The following is a 21,032-nucleotide window of genomic DNA, read 5'->3' on the forward strand; positions in this document are numbered from 1 at the left end:
CCGACTTTTAAATATCCTTCTTTTTTTCAAAAAAGCCTTCGAACCTTATGATGCCAGCGGTTTTTCCACATGTGGATTTTTTTATATTTGTAGATATTTTGATATTCAATTTTCTTTTTTCTTGTCATCTCCCGTGTTTTTATGCATATCCCTGTATTTCCCAGGCGGTACGCCCACATTCTTTTTGAACGCTACCGCAAAAGTAGCTTGATTAAAATACCCTACTTTCTCACCGATTTCGCCTAGCGAACTTTTTGATTCGATCAGCAGTTTCTTTGCATGAGAAATCCTGATTTGTGTTAGATATTCACTAAATCCAATCGAAAATTCTTTTTTAAAGTAGTTTGAAAAGTATTTTGATGTCGTGTCAAATACCGAGGCGATTTTCTCCAGATACAAATCCTCATTATAATGGGTATTGATATACTTGATAACGTCAGCCCGGTTTAAGGTATTCTTTTTGCTGTCGCACATGGCAATGCTCAGATGCAGCAGATTATAAAAGCTATTGATAACACCTTCAAAGTCATAATCTTCTTTCAGATGCTCGATTCTGCTCAGGAAAACCTGTTCTATCTCAAACAATTCTGATTTTCCTTTTTTGTTGGTGGAGAGCACTTCTATGATCGCATTTTGCATTGTTCTTAAAAGAAATTCAAATTTGATGATCGGGATATTATTCTTTAAATTCACTTGAAAAATTTCTTTGCAGTAATCTTTCAAGGCTTGTTCTTCTTTTGTCACCATCTTGCTTGTAAATTCATCCTTGAAATTCAACGGAATATATAAGTAGCTTCCATATTTGATATCTTTTATATGCAAAACGCTTTCCTTGTCGTTAACCCCTCTGTAATCTCGGCAGATTTTAATATCGCCGTACGCTTCATAGATACCGCTAAGTCCAAAAAATTCTTTGCTCACCGAAACCAGAATATCGATATCCCTGCTACGTATCTCCTTGGCTGTTTTATTGATTTCATCCGTCAGCAATTCGATGGATGTGGTGTCGTACATTCCCAAAATGAACAAATATTTTCCACCCTGCTCCTCTATGGTGATCTCCTGTATGCTCATATCAGAAAATTTTTCTGAAAACGCCTCCACCTCATACTTGGGCGAGTACGAGTTCTCTTTAATAACCTCCAGGGAAATCACAATATATTTTTCCCTTTCACTGATCTTCTCAAATACCATCTCCACCGCTTTTTTATGTTTGTTGTAATAGGAACTGCTGTGCACCAGCTTTGCAAATAAACTGTTCTGTATCTCCTGCTTCATTGTGTCGATACGTCCGTTTCTCTCCTCAATCTCCGCCTTCAAACCCAGAATACCTTCATCGATCATGTCAATATAACTTTCATTCTCGTCCATGTCCAGCTCCCTGTACACTTCTGCAAGAATTTTATTTGACTTTTTAATGCGCATCACTACAAAAAACGCGGCTGTTATCAGTCCCAAAAACAATAAAATGCAACTGATCAGCATACTGGTACGCACATAGTTATTGATCTCTGCGATATAGTAAAAGTTATTGTAATCGGATTTTTTGACATATAATATTTTGGAACCTTCCTTGATTACCTCCTCCTTATACTCCGGCGGTACCTTTCCCGTATTTATCCGGTAATCATCAGCAGCATTTGAGAAGATCAGTTCGTCGCCCTGATCATAAATCCGGAATGTCATTTTACCATCAATTTGTTCCAGATTGGTATAGCGCAGGAACCGCTCCTCCGATACAAATAGTATGATGTTTATGTTTGTAGATGGTATACTCTTGATAAAAACCATAAGCCTCTGGGGATCTTCGGAGGGGTATTTTACCAAATTTTTATAGTATGCAGAAGGCAGTGCTTTAATCGTATAATAATCCGTCTCAATAATATTAAAAAAGTTCAGATTATATTGTTCACAGTTGTATCTTTTTTCAAAGAATTCTGTTTTGTCCACGGTTCCCTGGGAAGTGATCATATGATTTTGATCTTTCTTCATAAAGGCAATTTCTTCAATAAAGTCATTGCTAAGCGTCAATGTATTAATTTGAGAAGAAAATTTAATTTTTGTTGCTGTATCCGCATGGATAATGCCATTATCTGAGAAAATATCATTGTTCTCCTGCAATTCCACCAGACTCTTATTGATATCATCAATTTTTTTAAATACATTGTTCAAAGAACGCGACAGGGTATTTACAATAATCTCGTTATTGCTGTCAAATCGGCTAATCAAGAAAGAACCCATAGCAAAAAAGGAGAATACGGAAAAAGAGATAATAATCAGTACAATCATCCCATAATTCAACATAAGCTTCCGATTCGAACGGCTTCCAAAAAATGCTTTGCAATTCTCAATCCATTTTTTCATTATTTCCACCTGTTTTCTGAACCTAAAATTCTCTACAATTATAGCATATTTCTATAAAAAATGCTACTGTTATGAAAGAAAATACTGTGTTTGACAGAATCCTATGTGCTATATTCCTCGATTTTTCAGATCAAATTTTTGATTTCATTTCTCTGTTTTTTATTTTTCCACATTTTAAAAAGCCCATACCGGTACGGTACAGGCTTTTCAAACACATATTGCTTTTTCTCTTTAAAGAATGTATTTTCCAGCGTCAGAGTCTACATACAAATTCGAATTCTCATGGATTCTTAAAATAGTAGCAGGAACCTGTTCTGTAATGATACCCTGGCAGGTTGCTTTTACTGCATTTGCCTTTGTCGGAGCAGGAACGATACAGAAAATATATTCCGGAAGCATCAAAGCAGGAATTGTCAGTGTGTATGCATATTTCGGAACATCATCAAAAGTCTTAAAGCAACCATCGTTTACCTGCTGCTGTCTGCAGGTGTCATCCAGATCCACTACTTTCACCAGTTTGTCATCATCGAAATGAGCGACATGCGGATCATTGAATGCGATATGACCGTTTTCGCCAATTCCCATGCAAACGATATCCGGTTTGTGTTCCTCCAGCAAAGCGGAGTATTTTTCACAAACTTCCTCTGGTTCACCTTTGATATCCTTTAAGTAATGAACAGCTTTCAGCGGAACCTGCCCGAATAATTTTTCTTTCAGATAATTTCCAAAGCCCTGAGGAGCTTCCGGATCCAGCCCGATATATTCATCCATATGATAAGCGGTAACCTTTGTCCAGTCGATTGATTTATCTTCAACCAAGGCAGCGGTTAAATCGTCCTGGGAAGGTGCAGCGGCAAAAATAATATAGCATTCACCTTTTTCTGCGATTACTTTTTTGATTGCTTCCGCTGTCTCTTTCGCAGCAACCTGACCCATTTCGGTTCTCTTTTCAAAAACCTTTACATCCATTTTGCCAACCTGAAATTGTTTTAACATGTTGATCTCCCTTTCTGTTTCCTATTTATTTTAGTTTTTCACTGGCTTTTTGACGGCTGGACAGGGAGACGTTTCCATCCCCCCTGTCCACACCAAAAAATATTTTCAATAAGGGACATTGCCCCGTTATGCAACGATTCAGCGGGAGTACAACCCCCGCCGAAAAAAGAAAGTAGTTCCCAACACTCACAGAGGCGGGGATATCTTTCTTTTCGTTATTTTACAACAATGCCGGTGTCAATCATTTCAATGTTTTTATTCGGGCATCTATTAAAGCACATTCCGCAGGCAACACACTCATCCTTGTTGATTTCAATCTTATCAGACAGCGGATTGTAGATAGCAAACTCGCTGCAGATTGATTTACAAAGCTGGCACCCTTCGCCGCAGCCGCATTTCAGGCATCTGGAAGCTTCTGCAACTGCTTCTTCCTCCGTCAGTGTTCTGACATAAGTCTCAAAGTTGTTTACTCTTGCCTCAGCATCAACAACATTCAAAGATTTTCTCGGTTCATCTTCGATGAAGTCGTTTCTCTTCAGGACATCAATCGGATTCACAACGTTGGTTACCGGCTCCCATTTGATGGTAGCTTTATCACCCATGTTGTCTCTGTCGATCGCTGCAGCACATTTTCTGCCTGCTGCAATCGCAGCAATCACAGTCTTAACAGTCGTTGCATCACCGCCGGCGTATACGCCTTCAATACTGGTCTTACCATTCTCATCTACCTGAATCATACCCCATTTTGTTTCGATGTTATGGCAGGAAGCACTGTCCGGCGTTTGTCCGGTTGCGGCGATAACCATACCACAGTTGATGGTATAATCCGCATTGACAATTGCCTCCGGTTTTCTCCGGTTGGAGCTGTCCACTTCACCCAGAACCTGGGTTTCCAGAACGATGCCGGAGACCTTGTTGCCATTCTTCTGAATCGATTTCGGAGCAGCCAGATAAATAATCTTAATGCCTTCTTCCTCCGCGTCGATAATTTCATCCCCAGTTGCAGGCATTTCGTCTCTGGTTCTTCTGTATGCAACATAAACATCTTTTGCGCCCAGGCGTTTTGCAGCTCTTGCAGCATCCATCGCAGTGAAGCCGCCGCCGATAACCACAACGGTATCGCTGACAGATTTGATTTTTCCTTCATTGACGTCTTTCAGAAAGTCAACAGCTGTCACAACGCCCTCTGCGTCATCATTTTCAATATTGAGCGTGCGGCCTTTCCATGCACCGATTCCCAGGAAGATAGAATCAAATCCTTCTTCTTTCAGACTATCCACTGTGATATCTTTTCCGAAAGCTGTATTATTTACAAATTTGACCCCCAAGTCTTTGATAGTCTCGAGCTCTTTGTCAAGGATGTTCCTGTCCATACGGAATGTGGGCAGACCATATCTGAGCATACCGCCGCATTCCGCTTCTTTTTCGTAAACGGTGACATCATAGCCACCCAGAGCCAGGCTGTAAGCCGCGGACATACCTGCAGGTCCCGAACCGATAACAGCGACTTTATGGCCATTTGCTTTTGCTTTATTGATAGCAGGAGTCCATCCCTGTTTTTCACCATATTCCAGAACAAATTTCTTGATATCCCGGATTGCAATTGCCTCACCGGCTATGCCCCGGGTACAGCTCTTTTCACACTCGTGGTTACAGACCCATCCGCAGAGAGACTGCAGTGGACCTTTTTCTGTGATCAGTTCATATGCTCTCTTGAAATCTTTTCTGGCAACCGCATTGATATACGCCTGAGCCGGAACATTAAAAGCACAAGCAGCTTTACAGGGAGCAGCCAGATTGTTGTCTTTGATATGTGCATAACCTTCGTAAAGAGTTACATCAGCAGCTGTTTTTACTTTTGATACAATAGCGTCTCTTACATCAGCCAGCGTTTCTTTGCCATGTCTGTGCAGATAATCACGGCATCCATCGATCACATCGCCGATGAAATCAAATCCGCTGATCAGAGTTTCGGAACAAATTCCGATCAAGTCAGCTCCGCACATGGACATTTCGACTGCGTCAGACCACGTTCTGACACCGCCAGCCTGCATGATTTTCGGTTCAGGACCGTTGACTTTACGGATTTCATAACAGTCTCTCAGTGCAAGCGGTTTTACCCAGGAGCTACAGTGGCAGGACATAGAGATTTCATCCTGCAGATGATACGGTGCCTTTGAAGGATCGCCTTCAATGTCAATCGGAGGGATCGCCATCCGGTTGGAAGTACCGCCGACCGCATCCGCACCAGCTGCATAACAGGCCTGTGCCACATGTGCAATCTGACCGCCTTCCGGTGTCAATTTGACAAACAGGGGGATTTTGATTTCTTTTTTGATTGCTCTTACAATTTCAGCAACCGCTTCCCCGTTCATTCCAAGAGAAGCCCCTGTCTTTTTTGTTGAGGCGTTGTCATTGCCGGAAGACAGCTGTAAGTTAAAGGACATATTCGGGCAGCACATATTCAACTCAATGATATCCGCACCGACTTCCTCAAACTTTTTCGCCATGTTCACCCAGCCGGCAACAATATCCCCGTCGCCAGCGTATGTAATATTCGCAAACAGCTTTAACTCCTTGGAAAGTTCCTTCTTTGCATCCTCCATCAGACGCAGCCCCTGTTCAAAGTTCAGCCTTTTTTCAACCGTAAAGCACAGTGCATTTCTGTCGCTGAACATTGCGTATCTCGGTCTCCTGTTAATATAAGGGGTCGGATCGATGGTCAGTTTAATGGATGCGCCGCCCCAGCCGCATTCATCAATTTTTCTCAACTGTTTTACCGACTTGGTTGTAGGACCGGAAGCGACGAAGAACGGGTTTCTGAACTTCACGCCGGCAACTTCAACCGGTAAATCAAAATTTCTTTTCATGGTTCTACTCCTCTTTCATATGTTTTTCACACAAGTACAATTACTTATTTAAAGCAGGGTTGATAATTTTAACCCCTTCTTTTGCAGATTTGTAAATTAAATTAACAACTTTCAAAATTTCCAAACCGTCAATGCCGCGCAGCCCTACTTTCGCATCTTTATTGTCACGGACACTCTCCATAAAATGTCTGATTTCGGCCACATAACCAAGATTATATTTCTCATCCACAGCGGGTCTGGACCAGCCCGTTGTGATTTCCGCTTTTTCCACTGTGTAGTTCACGCCGGGAATGGAATATAAATGAATCGGAGAAGAGAAAGTCAGGTCGATCGCCATCTTTCCTTCCGTTCCGTAAATTTCGATGCTGTCTTCCATTCCGCCGGTGGCCAGATAATTTGCTTCCAGAAGCGCGCTGGTTCCGTCAGCGAATTTCATCATAACGGCTGCCCAGTCCTCGCCTTCCATACCGGTGTGCCACATATTGTTTTCTTTTCCGCCGGAAGTCATCGCAACCAATTCCGTCCACTCATTGTTCTTCATAGACAGCATAAACCCGATGGGATGACATCCCAGGTGGATCATACTGCCGCCGCCGCAGAATTCAATTGACTGAGCAAAGGGTGAATGGGAACCACAGTGACATTCCCTTGCACGGATATACATCTGTCTTCCGATCGCACCTTCTTCCACCAGTTCCATCGCTTTGTTCAGAGCAGGTGCAAACAGCCAATCCTCAGCGTAGTATAATTTTTTTCCCGCTTTGTTAGCTGCCTCCAGCATTTCAATGCCGTGTTCTACTTTTGTTGCAATCGGTTTTTCTGTAATAACGTTTTTGCCTTTGGAGAACGCATACATCGCAACTTCATAATGCAGGAAGTTAGGAAGGCAGATATCTACCACATCACAGTCCACATTGTCAATTGCCGTCTTATAGTCGTCATAGTATGCCACGTCAGAAAGGCCGTATCTCTCGGCAATTTCAGCCGGCTTTCCCGGCACCTTGTCGCAGATAGCGACGATTTTTGCGATATCTGTGCATCTGGAGTAGCCATCCATATGTAGGTCCGCACTGAATGCAGCGCCTACCAAAAGAACTTTTACCTGTTCAGCCATAATAGATCCCCCTGTATATATAATTTAATTTTTTATCGTTTTGAGTATCATATCGGTGACAAACGCAATCCGCTCGTCATAATCCTTTTCAAAATCCACTTTTCCTTTGAGCAGATTGGACAGTGTATACCGATTCGAAAAATAGGAGAACGTAAAGGTGAGGATGGAGAGGATAACCTGATCCTCATTGAAATCCCCGCGGAATTCTCCGGTCTTCTTTCCTGCTTGGAGCACTTTATATATGAAATCATAAACTTTGTTTTTAATGTTGGAAAAATCCAGATCATTCACATACAATCCCTTGTGTAAATTTTCCCATAAAATAAGGCTAACATAGGTCGGATTGGATTTCAGATAATCAAAATACATTCGGATCAGGTTTTTTATCGTCTGTGTCGCATTTTCCTGAACGGTAAACAATTCTGATTCCGCTTTGGCCATCTTCGTATACGCGTGAATCAAAACCTCCTTATACAGCTGTTCCTTACTGTTAAAATTCTGATAAATGATCCGTTTGTTGATGGTCGAATTTCTGGCAATCTCATCAACTCTTGCTCCATAAAAACCTTTGTTAGCGAACTCTTCCTCCGCTGTCTTCAATATGATTTCACGGGTTTTGTTTTCTTCTCGCCTGATTTCCTCGGACATGATAAACCCCCATCACAACGCAAGTAACTAATTAGTTACAGTGTAACACTTTGCTTTTTGTTTGTCAATATGAATATCAAAATTGAATCAAAAAGTTGTATACAAAAAAAGAAGATATTTTTGTGCAATATGAATATCCATAAAAACGTTTTTCAGAAGAGGAAAGAACGCTTAAAGCTCTGTTTTCGGCAATATCACAACCTAAAAAGGAGCGTCCGCCTTTTCCTTACCCGGCGGCTGCTCCCTTCTGCGCTCCTATTTTCCTATTTTCTCTTTCTCAATATAGTCGATGATATGTTCCTCCGCATCCTCCAACTTCTGCACCTCTTCATACTGTTCTATTAATTCGCTGTGGATCGGTTCGACCTGTTTTTTCTGAAAGACAAGTTTCAGCAAAATCGGCGTGATAATAGTGGTCACCACTACCGTCACAACAACAGGGCCAAAAAACAAGGAATTCATTAATCCCACTGCAGCGCCCTTGCTGGCTACAATCAGCGCAACCTCACCTCTCGAGATCATGCCGACTCCGATTTGAAGCGATTCGCTGTTTTTATACCGGCATATCTTTGCGCCAAGGCCGCATCCCACAATCTTTGTGAAAACAGCCACAATCACCAAAATCGCGGTAAACCAAATAATCCCGGCGTTCATTTCAGGCAGAACCACCTTAATGCCAATGCTTGCAAAAAAGATAGGGGATAAAAGCATATAGGAGGTTGTCTCAAACCGGGCGGCAATATAGGATCTTCTTTTACATTTTGATAGGATTAGTCCGGCCAGAAAAGCGCCTGTGATATCGGCCACGCCGAAAAACTTTTCCGCCGCAAAAGACAGAAGCAAGCAAAACACGAATGCAACAATGACAAAACGCCTCATATCCTTCTGATATCTTCTGATCCATTTGTCATAAAATTTATAAAATACAACACCTACCGTAGCGGCAAGCACAAAGAAAGCCACAATTTTCAACAATACAATTCCGATTCCCGCCGACGCATTTTTGTCTGCAAGGCTGGTGATCAATGTCAAGGCTACAATCCCCAGAATATCATCAATCAAGGCAGCTCCAAGGATTGCATTTCCTGCACGGGTATTCAGCTTTCCCAATTCCTTTAGCGTTTCTACCGTAATGCTGACCGAAGTAGCAGTCAGTATCACCCCAATAAATACGTTTTGTAAAAAGACGCTGGGGCCGCCTTCCACATTTCCTTCATGGAAGAAGTGTGCCACCAAGAATCCGCCAACCAGCGGTATAACAACACCAAAAAGTGCGATCAGAAAAGATGCTTTTCCTGTCTTTTTCAGTTCATTGATGTCTGTTTCCAAGCCAGCCGTAAACATCAGGATGATCACACCGATCTCCGCCATTTGCTTGATGAATTCTGTCTCCTGAAGCACATTCAGCATGGCAGGTCCCAAGATTAAACCCGCAAGCAAAGCCCCTACAACCTGCGGCATTCTGATTTTCTTTGTCAAAAGCCCTAACAATTTTGTGCTTAATAAAATCAATGCGATATCAAACAAATAATTGTATGACAGCATTTTCCTCATCCCTTTCCTCACTATTTGACATACTGTAACCAGGCTCGGTTATTATACCATATCTAACCCAAAAATGCCTCCCATTAATTTGTTAAAAAATTAACTATTTTTGTGCACAAGCAACAAATGACCACCTTTTATGCTATTGCGTTCGGCTCCCTAATACTTAAGCATTAGAGTACCGTATACGAACCCGTTTTTTTGAACGCTTTTCCGCCATTACGTCGTCAAAATGCTCGCGCATACGCCAGTATACCCTGTGCTTTTTCCTCGTCCTGACAAAAAATCGAATCAAAAAAATTGCAAACCGAAAGCAATCATAAAATGAGAAGTTTTCAAGGCGAAAGGGTGCAGGCATATCGTCGTATGACAAACCCGACAACACAGAAAAATTCTGTTTTTGGTTGGTTGCGGCGGGTTCGGATACGGTATTCTATGCTTAGATAAATCCCCTGTTTACACTCAACTTTCCTCCGCAGTCTATAGAAAAAAACATATTCGGCAGGAACATAAAAAACTCTCCCCCATTTTATGCCGAATGAGGAAGAGTTTTTTGTATATTTTCTGTTATTCTAATTTTAGTATGCAACACCCTGAGCGATCATTGCATCTGCAACCTTTAGAAAACCTGCGATATTCGCACCGGCAACCAAGTTGCCTTCGCAGCCGTATTCTTTTGCCGCATCGTATGCACTCCGGTAAATGTCTTTCATAATAGAATGCAGCTTTTCGTCAACTTCTTCAAATGTCCAGGAAAGTCTGACACTGTTCTGGCTCATCTCCAAACCGGAAGTTGCAACACCGCCGGCGTTCGCTGCCTTTGCCGGGCCAAAGTATACGTCATTTGCAAGGAAGGCTTCGATTGCTTCCGGTGTGGAAGGCATATTCGCACCCTCTGCAACCAGGTAACAGCCGTTCGCAATCAGTGCTTTCGCACTCTCTCCGTCCAGCTCATTCTGGGTTGCGCAGGGAAGTGCGATGTCGCACTTAACCGTCCAGATGCCTTTGCAGCCCTCTACAAATTTTGCGTTCGGATGATATTTTACATATTCGGAAATCCGTTTCCGCTCCACTTCTTTGATCTGTTTTACCGTATCCAATTTGATACCGTCTTCATCCACGATATAGCCGGAGGAATCCGACAGTGCAATGACTTTTGCGCCATATTGCTGTGCCTTTTCCGTAGCGTAAATTGCAACGTTTCCGGAACCAGATATGACAACCGTCTGATCTTTGAAAGATTTGCCCTTCTGCTTGAGCATTTCATTTGCAAAGTAGCACAGACCATAGCCGGTCGCTTCAGTTCTTGCCAAAGAACCGCCGTAAGTCAGTCCTTTTCCGGTCAGAACGCCGGTGAACTCATTTCTCAAACGTTTATACTGACCGTACAGAAAGCCAATCTCTCTTCCGCCTACGCCGATATCCCCGGCGGGAACGTCCGTGTCTGCGCCGATATGTTTGGAAAGCTCTGTCATAAAGCTCTGGCAGAACCGCATGATTTCATTGTCGGATTTTCCTTTGGGATCAAAGTCAGATCCACCTTTTCCTCCGCCCATCGGCAGAGTGGTCAGTGAGTTTTTGAACACCTGTTCAAAACCGAGAAATTTGATAACACTCTGGTTTACGGAAGGATGCAGTCTCAGTCCGCCCTTATAAGGTCCGATTGCAGAATTAAACTGTACGCGGAACCCTCTGTTTACCTGCACTTTCCCGTTGTCATCCATCCAGGATACGCGGAAGGATATAACCCTTTCCGGCTCAACCATTCTTTCGATTACACCTTTTTCCAGGTAAATCGGGTTTTTCTTCACCACCGGTTCCAGAGATTCCAGAACCTCTTTCACTGCCTGCAGAAATTCCGGTTCATGAGGATTTCTTTTGCAGACGTTTTCATAGATTTTTGCCATTTCTGGATTTTTAAATTCCATAGATCTGTTCCTCCATATATCATTGATATTTTTTCCCAAGTCTCACCATTAATTATACCTTATTTTTGAATGTTATGCAACAAATTTTTTAAATAAATTTCAAATTCCTATAAAAAATATGAAAAAATATCGCTTTTTGCAATTTCTCCGATTGCCAACTTTCAATATTTGGACATTTTATTCTATCACTGGAAGAAAAAAGGACTTCATTGAAAAGGCCCACCTTTGACAGGCAGGCCTTTCCTCTATGTATTTGTAATGGTTATCTTGTCTGATTCTTCGCATACGCTGCGGAAATTTGGCAATAAAAACCGTCTTTTTTGCCTTCTTTAAATTCCTTGATGTCCTTCGCCAGAGCCATTGTCACATATTCACGCCGGTCAATGGTCGGACCGCCCATGTGCGGGATTGCCAAAACGTTGGGAAGATATCTCAGCTTGCTGTCCGGATCCAATGGTTCTTTCGTGAACACGTCTAAAGCGGCTTTGAACCGCAGCGTTTCCAATTCACGAATCATAGCCTCTTCATCAATGACCGCACCCCTGGCCGTATTGACAAGCAATGCGCCATCCTTGATTTTCTTTAGCTGTTCTTCCCCGACAAGATGAAATGTTTTCGGGTTGGAGCCAGAGTGTACTGAAATAATATCGCAGGTTTCAAAAATTTCATTCAAAGGAACAACGGTGGCATTATATTTTGCAGCCTCTTCCTGTGTCAGGTAACTGGAATAAATCTTAATATTGCAGTGGAAAGGCTGCAGCATTTTTGCAAAGAATTTTGCAATCATACCAAACCCGACCAATCCGATGGTTCTATCCATGATACCCTCGTTATAATAGGCAGTGGATCTCCATCCGCCGGCTTTTACCAAATTATCATATTTCGGAATATCCCTCAGCGCTGCCATAATATAGCACACACAGCTCTCTGCAACGGATTCCGCAAAGACAGGGTTTCCGCTTAAAACGATGATGCCGCGGTTATACACAGCATCGGTGGCCAAACTGGCTACCGTTCCCCCAGTGTGTGCAACCATTTTCAGCTTATCCGCTTTTGCAATCACTTCTTCTGTCAGTGCAGGCGTACCCCAGCCTGTAACTAAAATGTCTACGCCTTCCAGCTTATCCCTCAGTTCTTCAGGGGTAAAATGTCTGTCATACGGATTGTATTCTACTTCCCCCAGATCTTCCAACATCTTTTTGGAACGATCGGTGAAAAAGGTATCTTTCACGTACCCCGTTGGTGAAGTTACCAGTATCTTCATTTTGCTTCCTCCTATTTTTCAGCTTAAATATTGATATACGGGTGTATTATAACACTCTGTCAAAAAAATATCAAGAATTTCAGATGGAAAAAGTGAATTTTCTGAAAGATCAGCAACTTTTGCACCCTTTTGAGCAAACAAATGATAGCTTTGTTCAAGATATGCCTGAAAAATGACAAAGAATGCACAGGGAATAGGATTGAATAACCTCCCCGTTTCGGATAAAATAGAGATAGAAAGAGAAAGCAGGTGATTGGAAAATGAAAAAATTTGCTTTGTTGCTCCTGGCGTCTATGATCCTATCAGCGGTTCCGGTGGCAGCAGCCGATCTGGACAATGTTTCCTTCAGCGGTTATGAATCCCTTACTGACACCGCCATTACCGACTACCGCCAGACGCCTGACTGCATCGTATCGCAGAAAAACGGGACAAACATTTTGTGCACGACCACCTCCGGCGTGCCGGGAAAATTCAATGTATTTGACTTGGATGCCCGAAAGCTGATAGAGTCTTATAATCTGAACGAGGAAGCCACGGTCTGGTCTCACGCAGTGGATTCTCAGGGCCGGGTTTATCTGACAACCTATAACAACTGTAAAATGTACCGCTATACTCCTGCCCTGAGCAAATTTGAGGATTTGGGCTCTGTTGCCGGGGAAAGCGCTGGTCTTGCCATGGCTGTAGATGATCAGGACAATGTCTATATCAGTACCTATAAGAGGGCCAAGCTGATTAAATTCGATCCGAAAACCGGAGTGTTCACCGATTTAGGGGTTGTGTTTCCCGACGCCCAGTATGCCAAATCTATGTCTTATTATAAGGGTTCTCTCTATATCGGCAGCAAAGCTCCGAATACCCGGCTGAAAAAATATGACCTTTCATCCGGCGTCTTTACCGAAATCGCCTTGCCTGATACCAATTTCAAGATTACATCTCTCTATTCCTCCCGGGTTGTGAGGGATTATCTTATCAGCTATACGGAATCGGACGCAGGCGGAAAATGGCTCATCTACCATATTCCTGAGAACCGCTGGCTTCCGCCGGTATCCGGAGCAAACGGACTGTACCCCTCCCCTGAAATAAACGGCAAATGCTATTTCCCTGCAGGCGGATATATTCAGGAATTTGATTTGGAATCCGAGACGGTAACTCAGACGGATATCAAATACAATACTGGCTTCCGGCGGGGCGGGGCTGTCATGCTAAAAAATGACAGCTACCTGCCAAACCTCACTTTTGTACATGTCTTTTTCGATGGGACGATTGCCTATCTGGATCCTGTCACTGGAAAGACACGGGGTGTGAAGGATGCTCTGCAATCCTGTCCCGCCGTGCTGCGAGGACTGGGATACTTGGAAGGCAAGCTGTATTACAGCACATATATGTCCACCATCGGCGTGGAATATGATGTCAATCAAAAAAGCCAGAACCGTTTTTCCTCCGGTCAGACGGAAGGAATTGCCGTGTCAGACGGGAAGGTGTATCTGGGGGTATACCCCGGTGCGAAAATTCACGAATTAGATCCTTCTAAGCCCTTTGACAGCACAAATCCAACCCTGCTGAAAGCCCTCAGTTCTGACGGGCAGGACCGCCCTTTTGCCCTAGAGGTCTTCGGCGATTATCTGGTTGCCGGAACCGTAGCGGATTATAACAGTGTGGGCGGCGCGCTTTCCCTTTATAACCGCAGGACAAAGCAATGGACGGTCAAAAAGAATATCATTCCGAATCAGAGCATTACCGGGTTGGCTTTCCGGAACGGAAAAATCTTTCTGTCTTCCTGCATCTATGGCGGTCTGGGAATCGATCCGGTGGAACAATCGGCACAGGTTGCGGTCTACGATATCGCTCAGCAAAAGCTTGCCGGAACATCATCGCTGAAGCTCCCCCAAACCTCACAGGCAATCACCTTTATCGGTGATCTTGAGATGGGGCCGGATAATCTGCTGTGGGGTGTGAGCAGCGGTGCGCTGTTTGCTCTGAATCCCGATACGCTGGAGCTGGTAAAATCAAAAAGCTATGAGCCTATGAGCTATGGAAGGCAGTGGCGCCCCTTCCGTATATTCTTTGACAACGGTTACCTCTATGCGACTATCCGGAATATCCTGTATGTGGTTGACCCGAACACGCTGGAAGCAAAAAAGGTTCTGCCAGGTTCCAGCGAAAACGCCCCTCTCACCGAACTGGTAAAAGGGGACGATGGCTATCTGTATTTTATAGAGGAAACCCAGCAGACCGTGATCAAGCGGATCAAAATGGACTATGCTGTGCAGGCATCCCTGATAGGCTCTTCGACCGACGAGAACAACAAGGTTTTTCTGCAGTTTGCTAACGCCTCAAATATCAAAAGCGAAATCCATATATGGAAAGACGGAGTTTTGAAAAAGACGGGAACCGCCGCTGTGAGCGGGGATGGTACGGCAGAGATCACTGCCCTTTTGGACGAAGTTGGAGATTATGAAGTCTCCGCCATTATAAACGGTACGGAAACCGGAAAGATAACCCTGTCGCGGACAGCAAAAATAGAGCGTCTGGCGGAAAAAAGCGATTTGGATTCCATGACCGCCGCCGAAAAGGAAAAATGGGAGCCTTATATCATTGCGCAGGAAGTGGAAACCTTTGAGCCGGACCGGATTGAATTTCCGGAGAGCTGTCTGGTAAAGCTGGATGTAAAAATCAACGGGAGCTATTTTACCACGGTAAAAACCGATTGGCGGATAACCCCTTAAAATCGGTTTTTCCCTTATTTCCCTACCTGTCATTCTGAGCGAAGCGAAGAATCTCAAAGCTGACTCGCCTGGGGATTCAATAAGGGCTTGCCCCGTCATTCAACGAGGACAAGGGCACTGCATAGCAGTACCGCAATCAGCGGGAGATTGTACTCCCGCTGATTGCGGATATGGAACCCGCCACCTTAAGAGGCGGGGGACATCTTGCCCGCAGTTATAAGCTGGGAGATTTCTCGTTTCTCGGAATGACAGGCAGGCGGCTTTTTCGTTTGTTTTCAGCAGTAAAATAGGAACTTCTCATCGAGAGGTTCCTATTTTTTATCTTGCCTTCTTTCTGCTTGCCAGGTGAGTGCTTACAGCGTAATACGATTATATACAATATAAACTTTGATTCCGACTTCCCATTGATGTAAAATAAAACTATAATATTCAAATCGAGGTGGTTCCATGGGAATCGAAAGAAAAGTATGCAGCTTCCGGTTAGAAAAAGAACTGATTGATCAACTGCTGTATTTTGCAGGTTTGGAAAACCGAACTCTCTCCAATTTTATCGAGACTATTCTGAAATCCTACCTGAATGAACGTCAAAAAGATATCCCTTCTATAGATAGGAGGGATATTTTATGACTTCTCGTTTAGATACAGATTCAGAAAGGTACCGAAAGCTATCGAACCAACTTCATGAACTGGAAGAAAAGCTGATGAATACGCTCAACCTGGAACAATTCCGAATCTATCACGAACTGCAGGTTTGCCGCTTTCAGATAGACGCTGTGGAATGCGCGCGTATATCCGCTGTCAAACAGGAGATTCTGAACGCGATAAAAGCGGATTGTGGGAAAAAATAATTAAGGAACTCACTCGTCTATGTCCAGCAAAGGCACTTCGATAGGCTGATATTCGCTGTCCATCGCCACAAAAACAAAGTCTGCACGGTTGGCAATAATCGTATTTCCCGTTTTCAGGTTTTCCGCAACCGCCTCCACGCTGATGTTCATGGAGGTTCTGCCCACCTTTGTAAGTTTTGCTGTCAGCGTGACCATTTCCCCCATGCGCACGGGATGCTTAAAATCGATGTGGTCAACCGCCGCCGTTACCACCGCCTCATTGGCGTGCCGTGCGGCGGCAAGTCCTGCACAGATATCCATCCAGTGCATCAGAGTTCCTCCCAAAAGATTTCCCAGCGGATTGGTATCGTTGGGCAGCACTTGCTGTACCATGGTAACAGTGGAATCGGATACTTTTTTTGTCTTTCTCATCTCTTCTATTTCCTTTCTTTCAGACAGATTGGCTGCTTTTGATAAGTATAGAGCCTGAACAAGATTTTTCTTGTTCGTGGCGTTTCACCTCTCTCGCGTAAAAAAGAGCAGAAGCAAATCGCTTCTGCTCTCTATTATATCCAATTTCTGAAAAAGTTCAATCAAAAACATAAAAATCGATGATATTACAGCAATTGGATTTTACGCAGGAAAGTTCATTCAAGACTCTTTCTCTTATTCTATATTGAAAGCAATACTCGCCTTCCTCCAGATCAAAAATGCATTTGATTATGGTCTTTTCGCCTTCAATACGGTCAATTTTTGGTGTGTTTCCTGTAAACATCGCGCCGACAAAATAAATTTTATTGTGAAAGAGAATTCTGCCGGTCTGTTTTTTCTCTTTCTGATAGATCGTTAATATACTGCCATTCGGGTCCCTGGCCGCAATATTGACCAGCAATTGAGTCGTATTCATAAAGACCACCCTTACTATTTGTTTGTCTCTTTTGCCTTTTCTGCGTATGTATTATTGACGATCTGTTCATACGGTGCTTTTTTGGAGAGCTCACCCGCTGACGTCATAACTGTCTGGAGCAGTTCAAAGGAAGAGGATTTCATCACCGGATCTTTTGACCAGGCATCGATATCCTGATATCTCTGCACCACGGTTGTCAGGAGTTCCAGATCTGTGTCCGGGAAAGAAGGCTGAATCACTTGGGCAATCTCCTTTGCACTATGATTTGCAACCCACTGCTGTCCCTTATAGATAGCATTGGTGAATTTCTGGATGATATCAGCGTTCTTCTGGATATAACTTTTCTTTGCAAAGTAGGCCGTATATGGAATTTCGCCTGCTTCCTGTCCGATAGAGGAGAGTACGTATCCCTTCCCCTCCTTTTCCACCATGGAAGCAGTCGGTTCAAACAGAGCCACATAGTCTCCTGTTCCGGCTGTGAACGCACCTGCCATCAGGGCAAATTGGATACTGTCGTCCAGCGTGACATCCTGTCCGGGCGTCAGCCCTTTGGATTTGATGACATATTCCAGAGCCATATAGGGAACGCCGCCTTTTCTTCCCGGAAGAACAACAGAACCTTTGACTTTGGCCCAGTCAAAAGGATCGTCTGGAGTTCTCCCTACCAAAAAGGAACCATCCCTCTGTGTCATCTGTGCGAACACTTGAGTGTGATCCTCCTTCCCCTCGTTGTATACATAGATGGAAGCCTCCGGCCCTGCGAAACCGATGTCAATATGGTCGGAGAGCACGGCAGACATTACCTTATCTGCCCCCTGTCCGTTGGAAAGTTCCAGTTCAATGCCCTCCTCCGCAAAAAAGCCTTTATTGATGGCAACATACTGAGGCGCATAGAAGACGGAATGAGTCACCTCACTGACCCGTACCTTCTGCAGTTTTTCTCCTCCGCACCCGGCAAAACAGAAAGCACCGACTGCAAACAGAAGGGGGATGCAAAGAAATTTTTTGACTTTTTTCATGGAAACACTCCTTTCACAAGATACACAGGCGCTTTAAGCGCCTGTGTGGTTGATACATTTATTTACCAGCCTTTCCAGCAGCACGACTCCCTCATATAAAAGAGCCGCAACCACCGAAAGGATGATGACGCTGGTCATGACCAGATCCAGTTTAAATACCTGCCCTCCATACACGATAAGGTATCCAAGCCCCGCTTTGGAAACCAGGAATTCCCCTGCGATAACGCCTACCAGAGAAAGTCCGATATTGATTTTCAGCGAGTTGAACAGAGTACTTAGATTGGACGGAAAAATCACCTTCGTGAAAATCTGTCTGCGTGTCGCACCGAAGGTCTGGACCATTTTAATTTTCTCCTGCTCCGTATGCATAAAGCCGTTTAACATCTCCAGCACTGTGACAATCAGCGATATGGCAAGAGCCATCACAATGATAGCGTTGGTTCCCGCACCGACCCAGATGATAATGATAGGCCCCAGCGCAATTTTCGGCAGACTGTTTAAAACCACCAGGAAGGGCTCGCAGACTTTTGATATATAGGGCGACCACCATAGGATAACAGCCGTCAGGGTACCCATACACGCGCCCAGCAGAAAACCAACGATTGTCTCATAGCAGGTGACGCCCAGATGAAGCAGCAGATCGTTTGATGACAGGTTCGCAAAGGTTTTTAAAATGCGGGAAGGCTGGCTTGTGATAAAGCTGTCGATCATCTTTAAATCAGCGCAGATTTCCCAAACAGCAAAAAAGCCGGCCAAAAGCAATATCTGGACAACAAATATAGATATTTTTCTTAATTTCGTTCTTTTTAAGTAGGAGATTCTCTCTTTGGAGAGCCCTGCTTTTTGATTAGAGATGTACATCAAGATCGCTCCAAATCGTATTAAAATATGTGCTGAATTCCGGCATTTTCCTGGTTTTTAAAGGTTCCCGCTCTTCCATATCAAAAGTTGTTTCGTAGATGCTTTTAACCATCCCGGGTCTTCTTGTCAGAACGACAACCCGATCCGCCATGCTGATGGCCTCCGGGATATCGTGGCTTACCATGACAGACGTCTGGTTCTCTTTTTTCAGTATCTGATAGACATCCTGGCTCACCGCCAGACGAGTCTGATAATCCAACGCGGAGAACGCCTCATCCAGCAAAAGAAGTTTCGGGCGTGTGGCCAAAGTCCTTATAAGCGCCGCCCTCTGCCTCATTCCGCCGGATAGCTGGGCGGGATACTTGTCTTTAAATTCAAATAGGCCATAGGTTTTCAAAAGTTCTGTCACATACGCTATGTTTTCTTTTGTGAGCATGTGCCGGATCTCCAGCCCTAGAATCACATTTTTATAGATCGTGCGCCATTCCAGCAGATTATCCTTCTGCAGCATATAGCCCACCTTATCGGAGATGCCGTTTATCGGTTCCCCTGCAATATATATTTCACCGGAAGTCGGTTTCAGAAGTCCGGATATGATGGAAAGCAATGTGGATTTCCCGCAGCCGCTGGGACCTACAATAGAAATAAACTCTCCCCGGCGGATGGATAAATTGATATCCTTTAAGGCTTCCACCTCGCCGGTTTTGTCCTGATACTTTTCACTGATATGTTTCAGTACAAGCATATCGTTCAACTTTCATCACCTCTTTTTCCTTCTATACTTTATCTTATTAAAAGAAGATGATTTTGGTGTAAAATAAATTTTGGCTCCTTCAGCGGTCTCTCTGTTTTGATATTCAACTCCCCAGAATAATTTTCAAAAAAGGAAGGCACTTCTTTTCTCTCCTGCATAAACTGCTTGTGAAGGAGGTTACAATGATGAGTTGTAATAACAGTAATAACATTTTTTCAAATAACACCAAAATTTTAAAACGCGATGGTTCCTGCGGATGCGGATGTGACCGCGAGCCCGAAAACACATGCGGATGCGGATGCAGCCATGAGACGCAGGCAGAAAACAATGAAATCCGGTTAAACGATTTCTGTAACGTTCCGGAATGTCCGCCTGTAAAAAATTTTTGCTGTGAAGGCATAACACCTGATAGAAACAGCGGGGGCAAATCAAAAGATATCTTTGCCTATGTCAACCAGATTGTTGATTCCAAATCTGTTCAAGGTACCCAGTTAAACGAAATGATACGTTTAACCCCTCAGAACTGCGACCTGATTGCAGAATTCACAGACTGCAACGGATGCTCCTGTGCTCAGCCGGTTTTAGACAGTGATTCCTGCTTTAAGGTTTTGGCTTATGAATCCAAGATCGACGTTGCATTTCCAACAGCAACCCTTCCGAACACGGCATTTGTCATTAATAAATACATTCCTTCCGCAGTGATTTCAGACAGCAGAAACATGTATGAACTGCCTCTGGCCAACTTCAACAATGCAATTTACAATGACATATGTACGCTGGAAGGGAGAAATTCTTCCGCTCCGCTGATCGTTGCTCCGATGGGTACGACCATCACCTATCAGGCATCTTTCGTTCTGTGCGGGACAGTTACGTCCAATTCAGGCGTCTTTAAGTTCAAGTTTATCATTGATATGGATGAACCGATTACGTCCTGTCACTGCACCAGCTTTATGCTGCCTGAAATTTGTCTGCCCCGTATTAACTGTTTTGAAGATCCCAGACTGCTGGTCGGATTCTGTTATGACAGCCAGCTGGTCGCACCCAACATCGATATCAGCAATGACGGCCAGCTGGTATTCACTTCCGCGCTGATGATCTCTCCTACAATGAAAGCGGAGACGGTTGTAAACAAGAAAGTCATCCTCAACGTGAGAGAAATCTGCTAAGCCATCATTCAAAACATAAGAGATAAAAAACGCCAAAGGATCG

Annotated in this window: 17 protein-coding genes; 4 read left to right on the forward strand and 13 right to left on the reverse strand. The window is 43.8% G+C overall.

Translation table 11 applies throughout. The features are described 5' to 3' along the window. Window positions 1-105: 105 nt before the first annotated feature. From KQI32_RS07585 to KQI32_RS07620, 8 genes are all read right to left on the reverse strand, one after another. Window positions 106-2,364, reverse strand: coding sequence for an AraC family transcriptional regulator (locus KQI32_RS07585; protein ID WP_177692126.1), 2,259 nt, complete (start codon window positions 2,362-2,364; stop codon window positions 106-108). Between the two features lie 231 nt (window positions 2,365-2,595). Next, complete coding sequence (locus KQI32_RS07590; protein ID WP_177692127.1) at window positions 2,596-3,360, reverse strand: 6-phosphogluconolactonase; 765 nt, start codon at window positions 3,358-3,360, stop codon at window positions 2,596-2,598. 215 nt (window positions 3,361-3,575) lie between these two features. Continuing rightward, a complete protein-coding gene (locus KQI32_RS07595; RefSeq protein WP_177692128.1) occupies window positions 3,576-6,230 on the reverse strand; it encodes an FAD-dependent oxidoreductase in 2,655 nt (884 codons plus the stop codon). A 40-nt stretch (window positions 6,231-6,270) separates the two neighbouring features. Next, complete coding sequence (locus tag KQI32_RS07600; protein ID WP_177692129.1) at window positions 6,271-7,344, reverse strand: Gfo/Idh/MocA family protein; 1,074 nt, start codon at window positions 7,342-7,344, stop codon at window positions 6,271-6,273. 24 nt (window positions 7,345-7,368) lie between these two features. Next, the gene (locus KQI32_RS07605) at window positions 7,369-7,992 is read right to left on the reverse strand and encodes a TetR/AcrR family transcriptional regulator (RefSeq protein WP_177692130.1); all 624 of its coding nucleotides are present in this window, start codon (window positions 7,990-7,992) and stop codon (window positions 7,369-7,371) included. Between the two features lie 255 nt (window positions 7,993-8,247). Continuing rightward, window positions 8,248-9,537, reverse strand: a complete 1,290-nt coding sequence (locus KQI32_RS07610) for a cation:proton antiporter (RefSeq protein WP_216424568.1) — start codon at window positions 9,535-9,537, stop codon at window positions 8,248-8,250. 578 nt (window positions 9,538-10,115) lie between these two features. After that, window positions 10,116-11,465 (reverse strand): NADP-specific glutamate dehydrogenase, encoded by a 1,350-nt coding sequence (gene gdhA / locus KQI32_RS07615; protein ID WP_216424569.1) that lies wholly within the window; start codon window positions 11,463-11,465, stop codon window positions 10,116-10,118. 262 nt (window positions 11,466-11,727) lie between these two features. Next, entirely contained in the window at window positions 11,728-12,729 is a 1,002-nt protein-coding gene (locus KQI32_RS07620) for a hydroxyacid dehydrogenase (protein WP_216424570.1), read from the reverse strand. A 260-nt stretch (window positions 12,730-12,989) separates the two neighbouring features. On the opposite strand from KQI32_RS07620, the gene KQI32_RS07625 reads away from it, so the two are divergent. The 3 genes from KQI32_RS07625 to KQI32_RS07635 all read left to right on the forward strand — a co-directional run bounded on the left by KQI32_RS07625 (window position 12,990) and on the right by KQI32_RS07635 (window position 16,303). Further along, complete coding sequence (locus KQI32_RS07625; protein ID WP_216424571.1) at window positions 12,990-15,455, forward strand: hypothetical protein; 2,466 nt, start codon at window positions 12,990-12,992, stop codon at window positions 15,453-15,455. 447 nt (window positions 15,456-15,902) lie between these two features. Further along, window positions 15,903-16,082, forward strand: coding sequence for a hypothetical protein (locus KQI32_RS07630; protein WP_216424572.1), 180 nt, complete (start codon window positions 15,903-15,905; stop codon window positions 16,080-16,082). Then, window positions 16,079-16,303, forward strand: a complete 225-nt coding sequence (locus KQI32_RS07635) for a hypothetical protein (RefSeq protein WP_216424573.1) — start codon at window positions 16,079-16,081, stop codon at window positions 16,301-16,303. Before KQI32_RS07630 ends, KQI32_RS07635 begins: the two co-directional genes overlap by 4 nt. Window positions 16,304-16,312: 9 nt before the next feature. Here KQI32_RS07635 and KQI32_RS07640 read toward each other — a convergent pair whose 3' ends face one another. The 5 genes from KQI32_RS07640 to KQI32_RS07660 form a co-directional block, all read right to left on the reverse strand. Next, window positions 16,313-16,714, reverse strand: a complete 402-nt coding sequence (locus tag KQI32_RS07640) for an acyl-CoA thioesterase (RefSeq protein ID WP_177692083.1) — start codon at window positions 16,712-16,714, stop codon at window positions 16,313-16,315. Window positions 16,715-16,871: 157 nt separating this feature from the next. After that, window positions 16,872-17,189, reverse strand: a complete 318-nt coding sequence (locus KQI32_RS07645) for a hypothetical protein (protein WP_177692082.1) — start codon at window positions 17,187-17,189, stop codon at window positions 16,872-16,874. Between the two features lie 14 nt (window positions 17,190-17,203). Then, window positions 17,204-18,208: an ABC transporter substrate-binding protein gene (locus KQI32_RS07650; protein WP_177692081.1), complete on the reverse strand. Its 1,005-nt coding sequence runs from the start codon at window positions 18,206-18,208 to the stop codon at window positions 17,204-17,206. A 33-nt stretch (window positions 18,209-18,241) separates the two neighbouring features. Then, a complete protein-coding gene (locus tag KQI32_RS07655; protein ID WP_177692080.1) occupies window positions 18,242-19,069 on the reverse strand; it encodes an ABC transporter permease in 828 nt (275 codons plus the stop codon). Next, on the reverse strand, window positions 19,056-19,823 hold the full coding sequence (locus KQI32_RS07660; RefSeq protein WP_177692079.1) for an ABC transporter ATP-binding protein: 768 nt from the start codon (window positions 19,821-19,823) through the stop codon (window positions 19,056-19,058). Before KQI32_RS07660 ends, KQI32_RS07655 begins: the two co-directional genes overlap by 14 nt. Window positions 19,824-20,005: 182 nt before the next feature. Here KQI32_RS07660 and KQI32_RS07665 point away from each other — a divergent pair, with 182 nt between their 5' ends. Then, window positions 20,006-20,989, forward strand: coding sequence for a hypothetical protein (locus KQI32_RS07665; RefSeq protein ID WP_177692078.1), 984 nt, complete (start codon window positions 20,006-20,008; stop codon window positions 20,987-20,989). The last annotated feature ends 43 nt before the right edge of the window (window positions 20,990-21,032 follow it).

It is taken from the genome of Acetivibrio sp. MSJd-27 (genome assembly GCF_018918095.1).
Classification (GTDB): domain Bacteria; phylum Bacillota; class Clostridia; order UMGS1840; family HGM11507; genus HGM11507.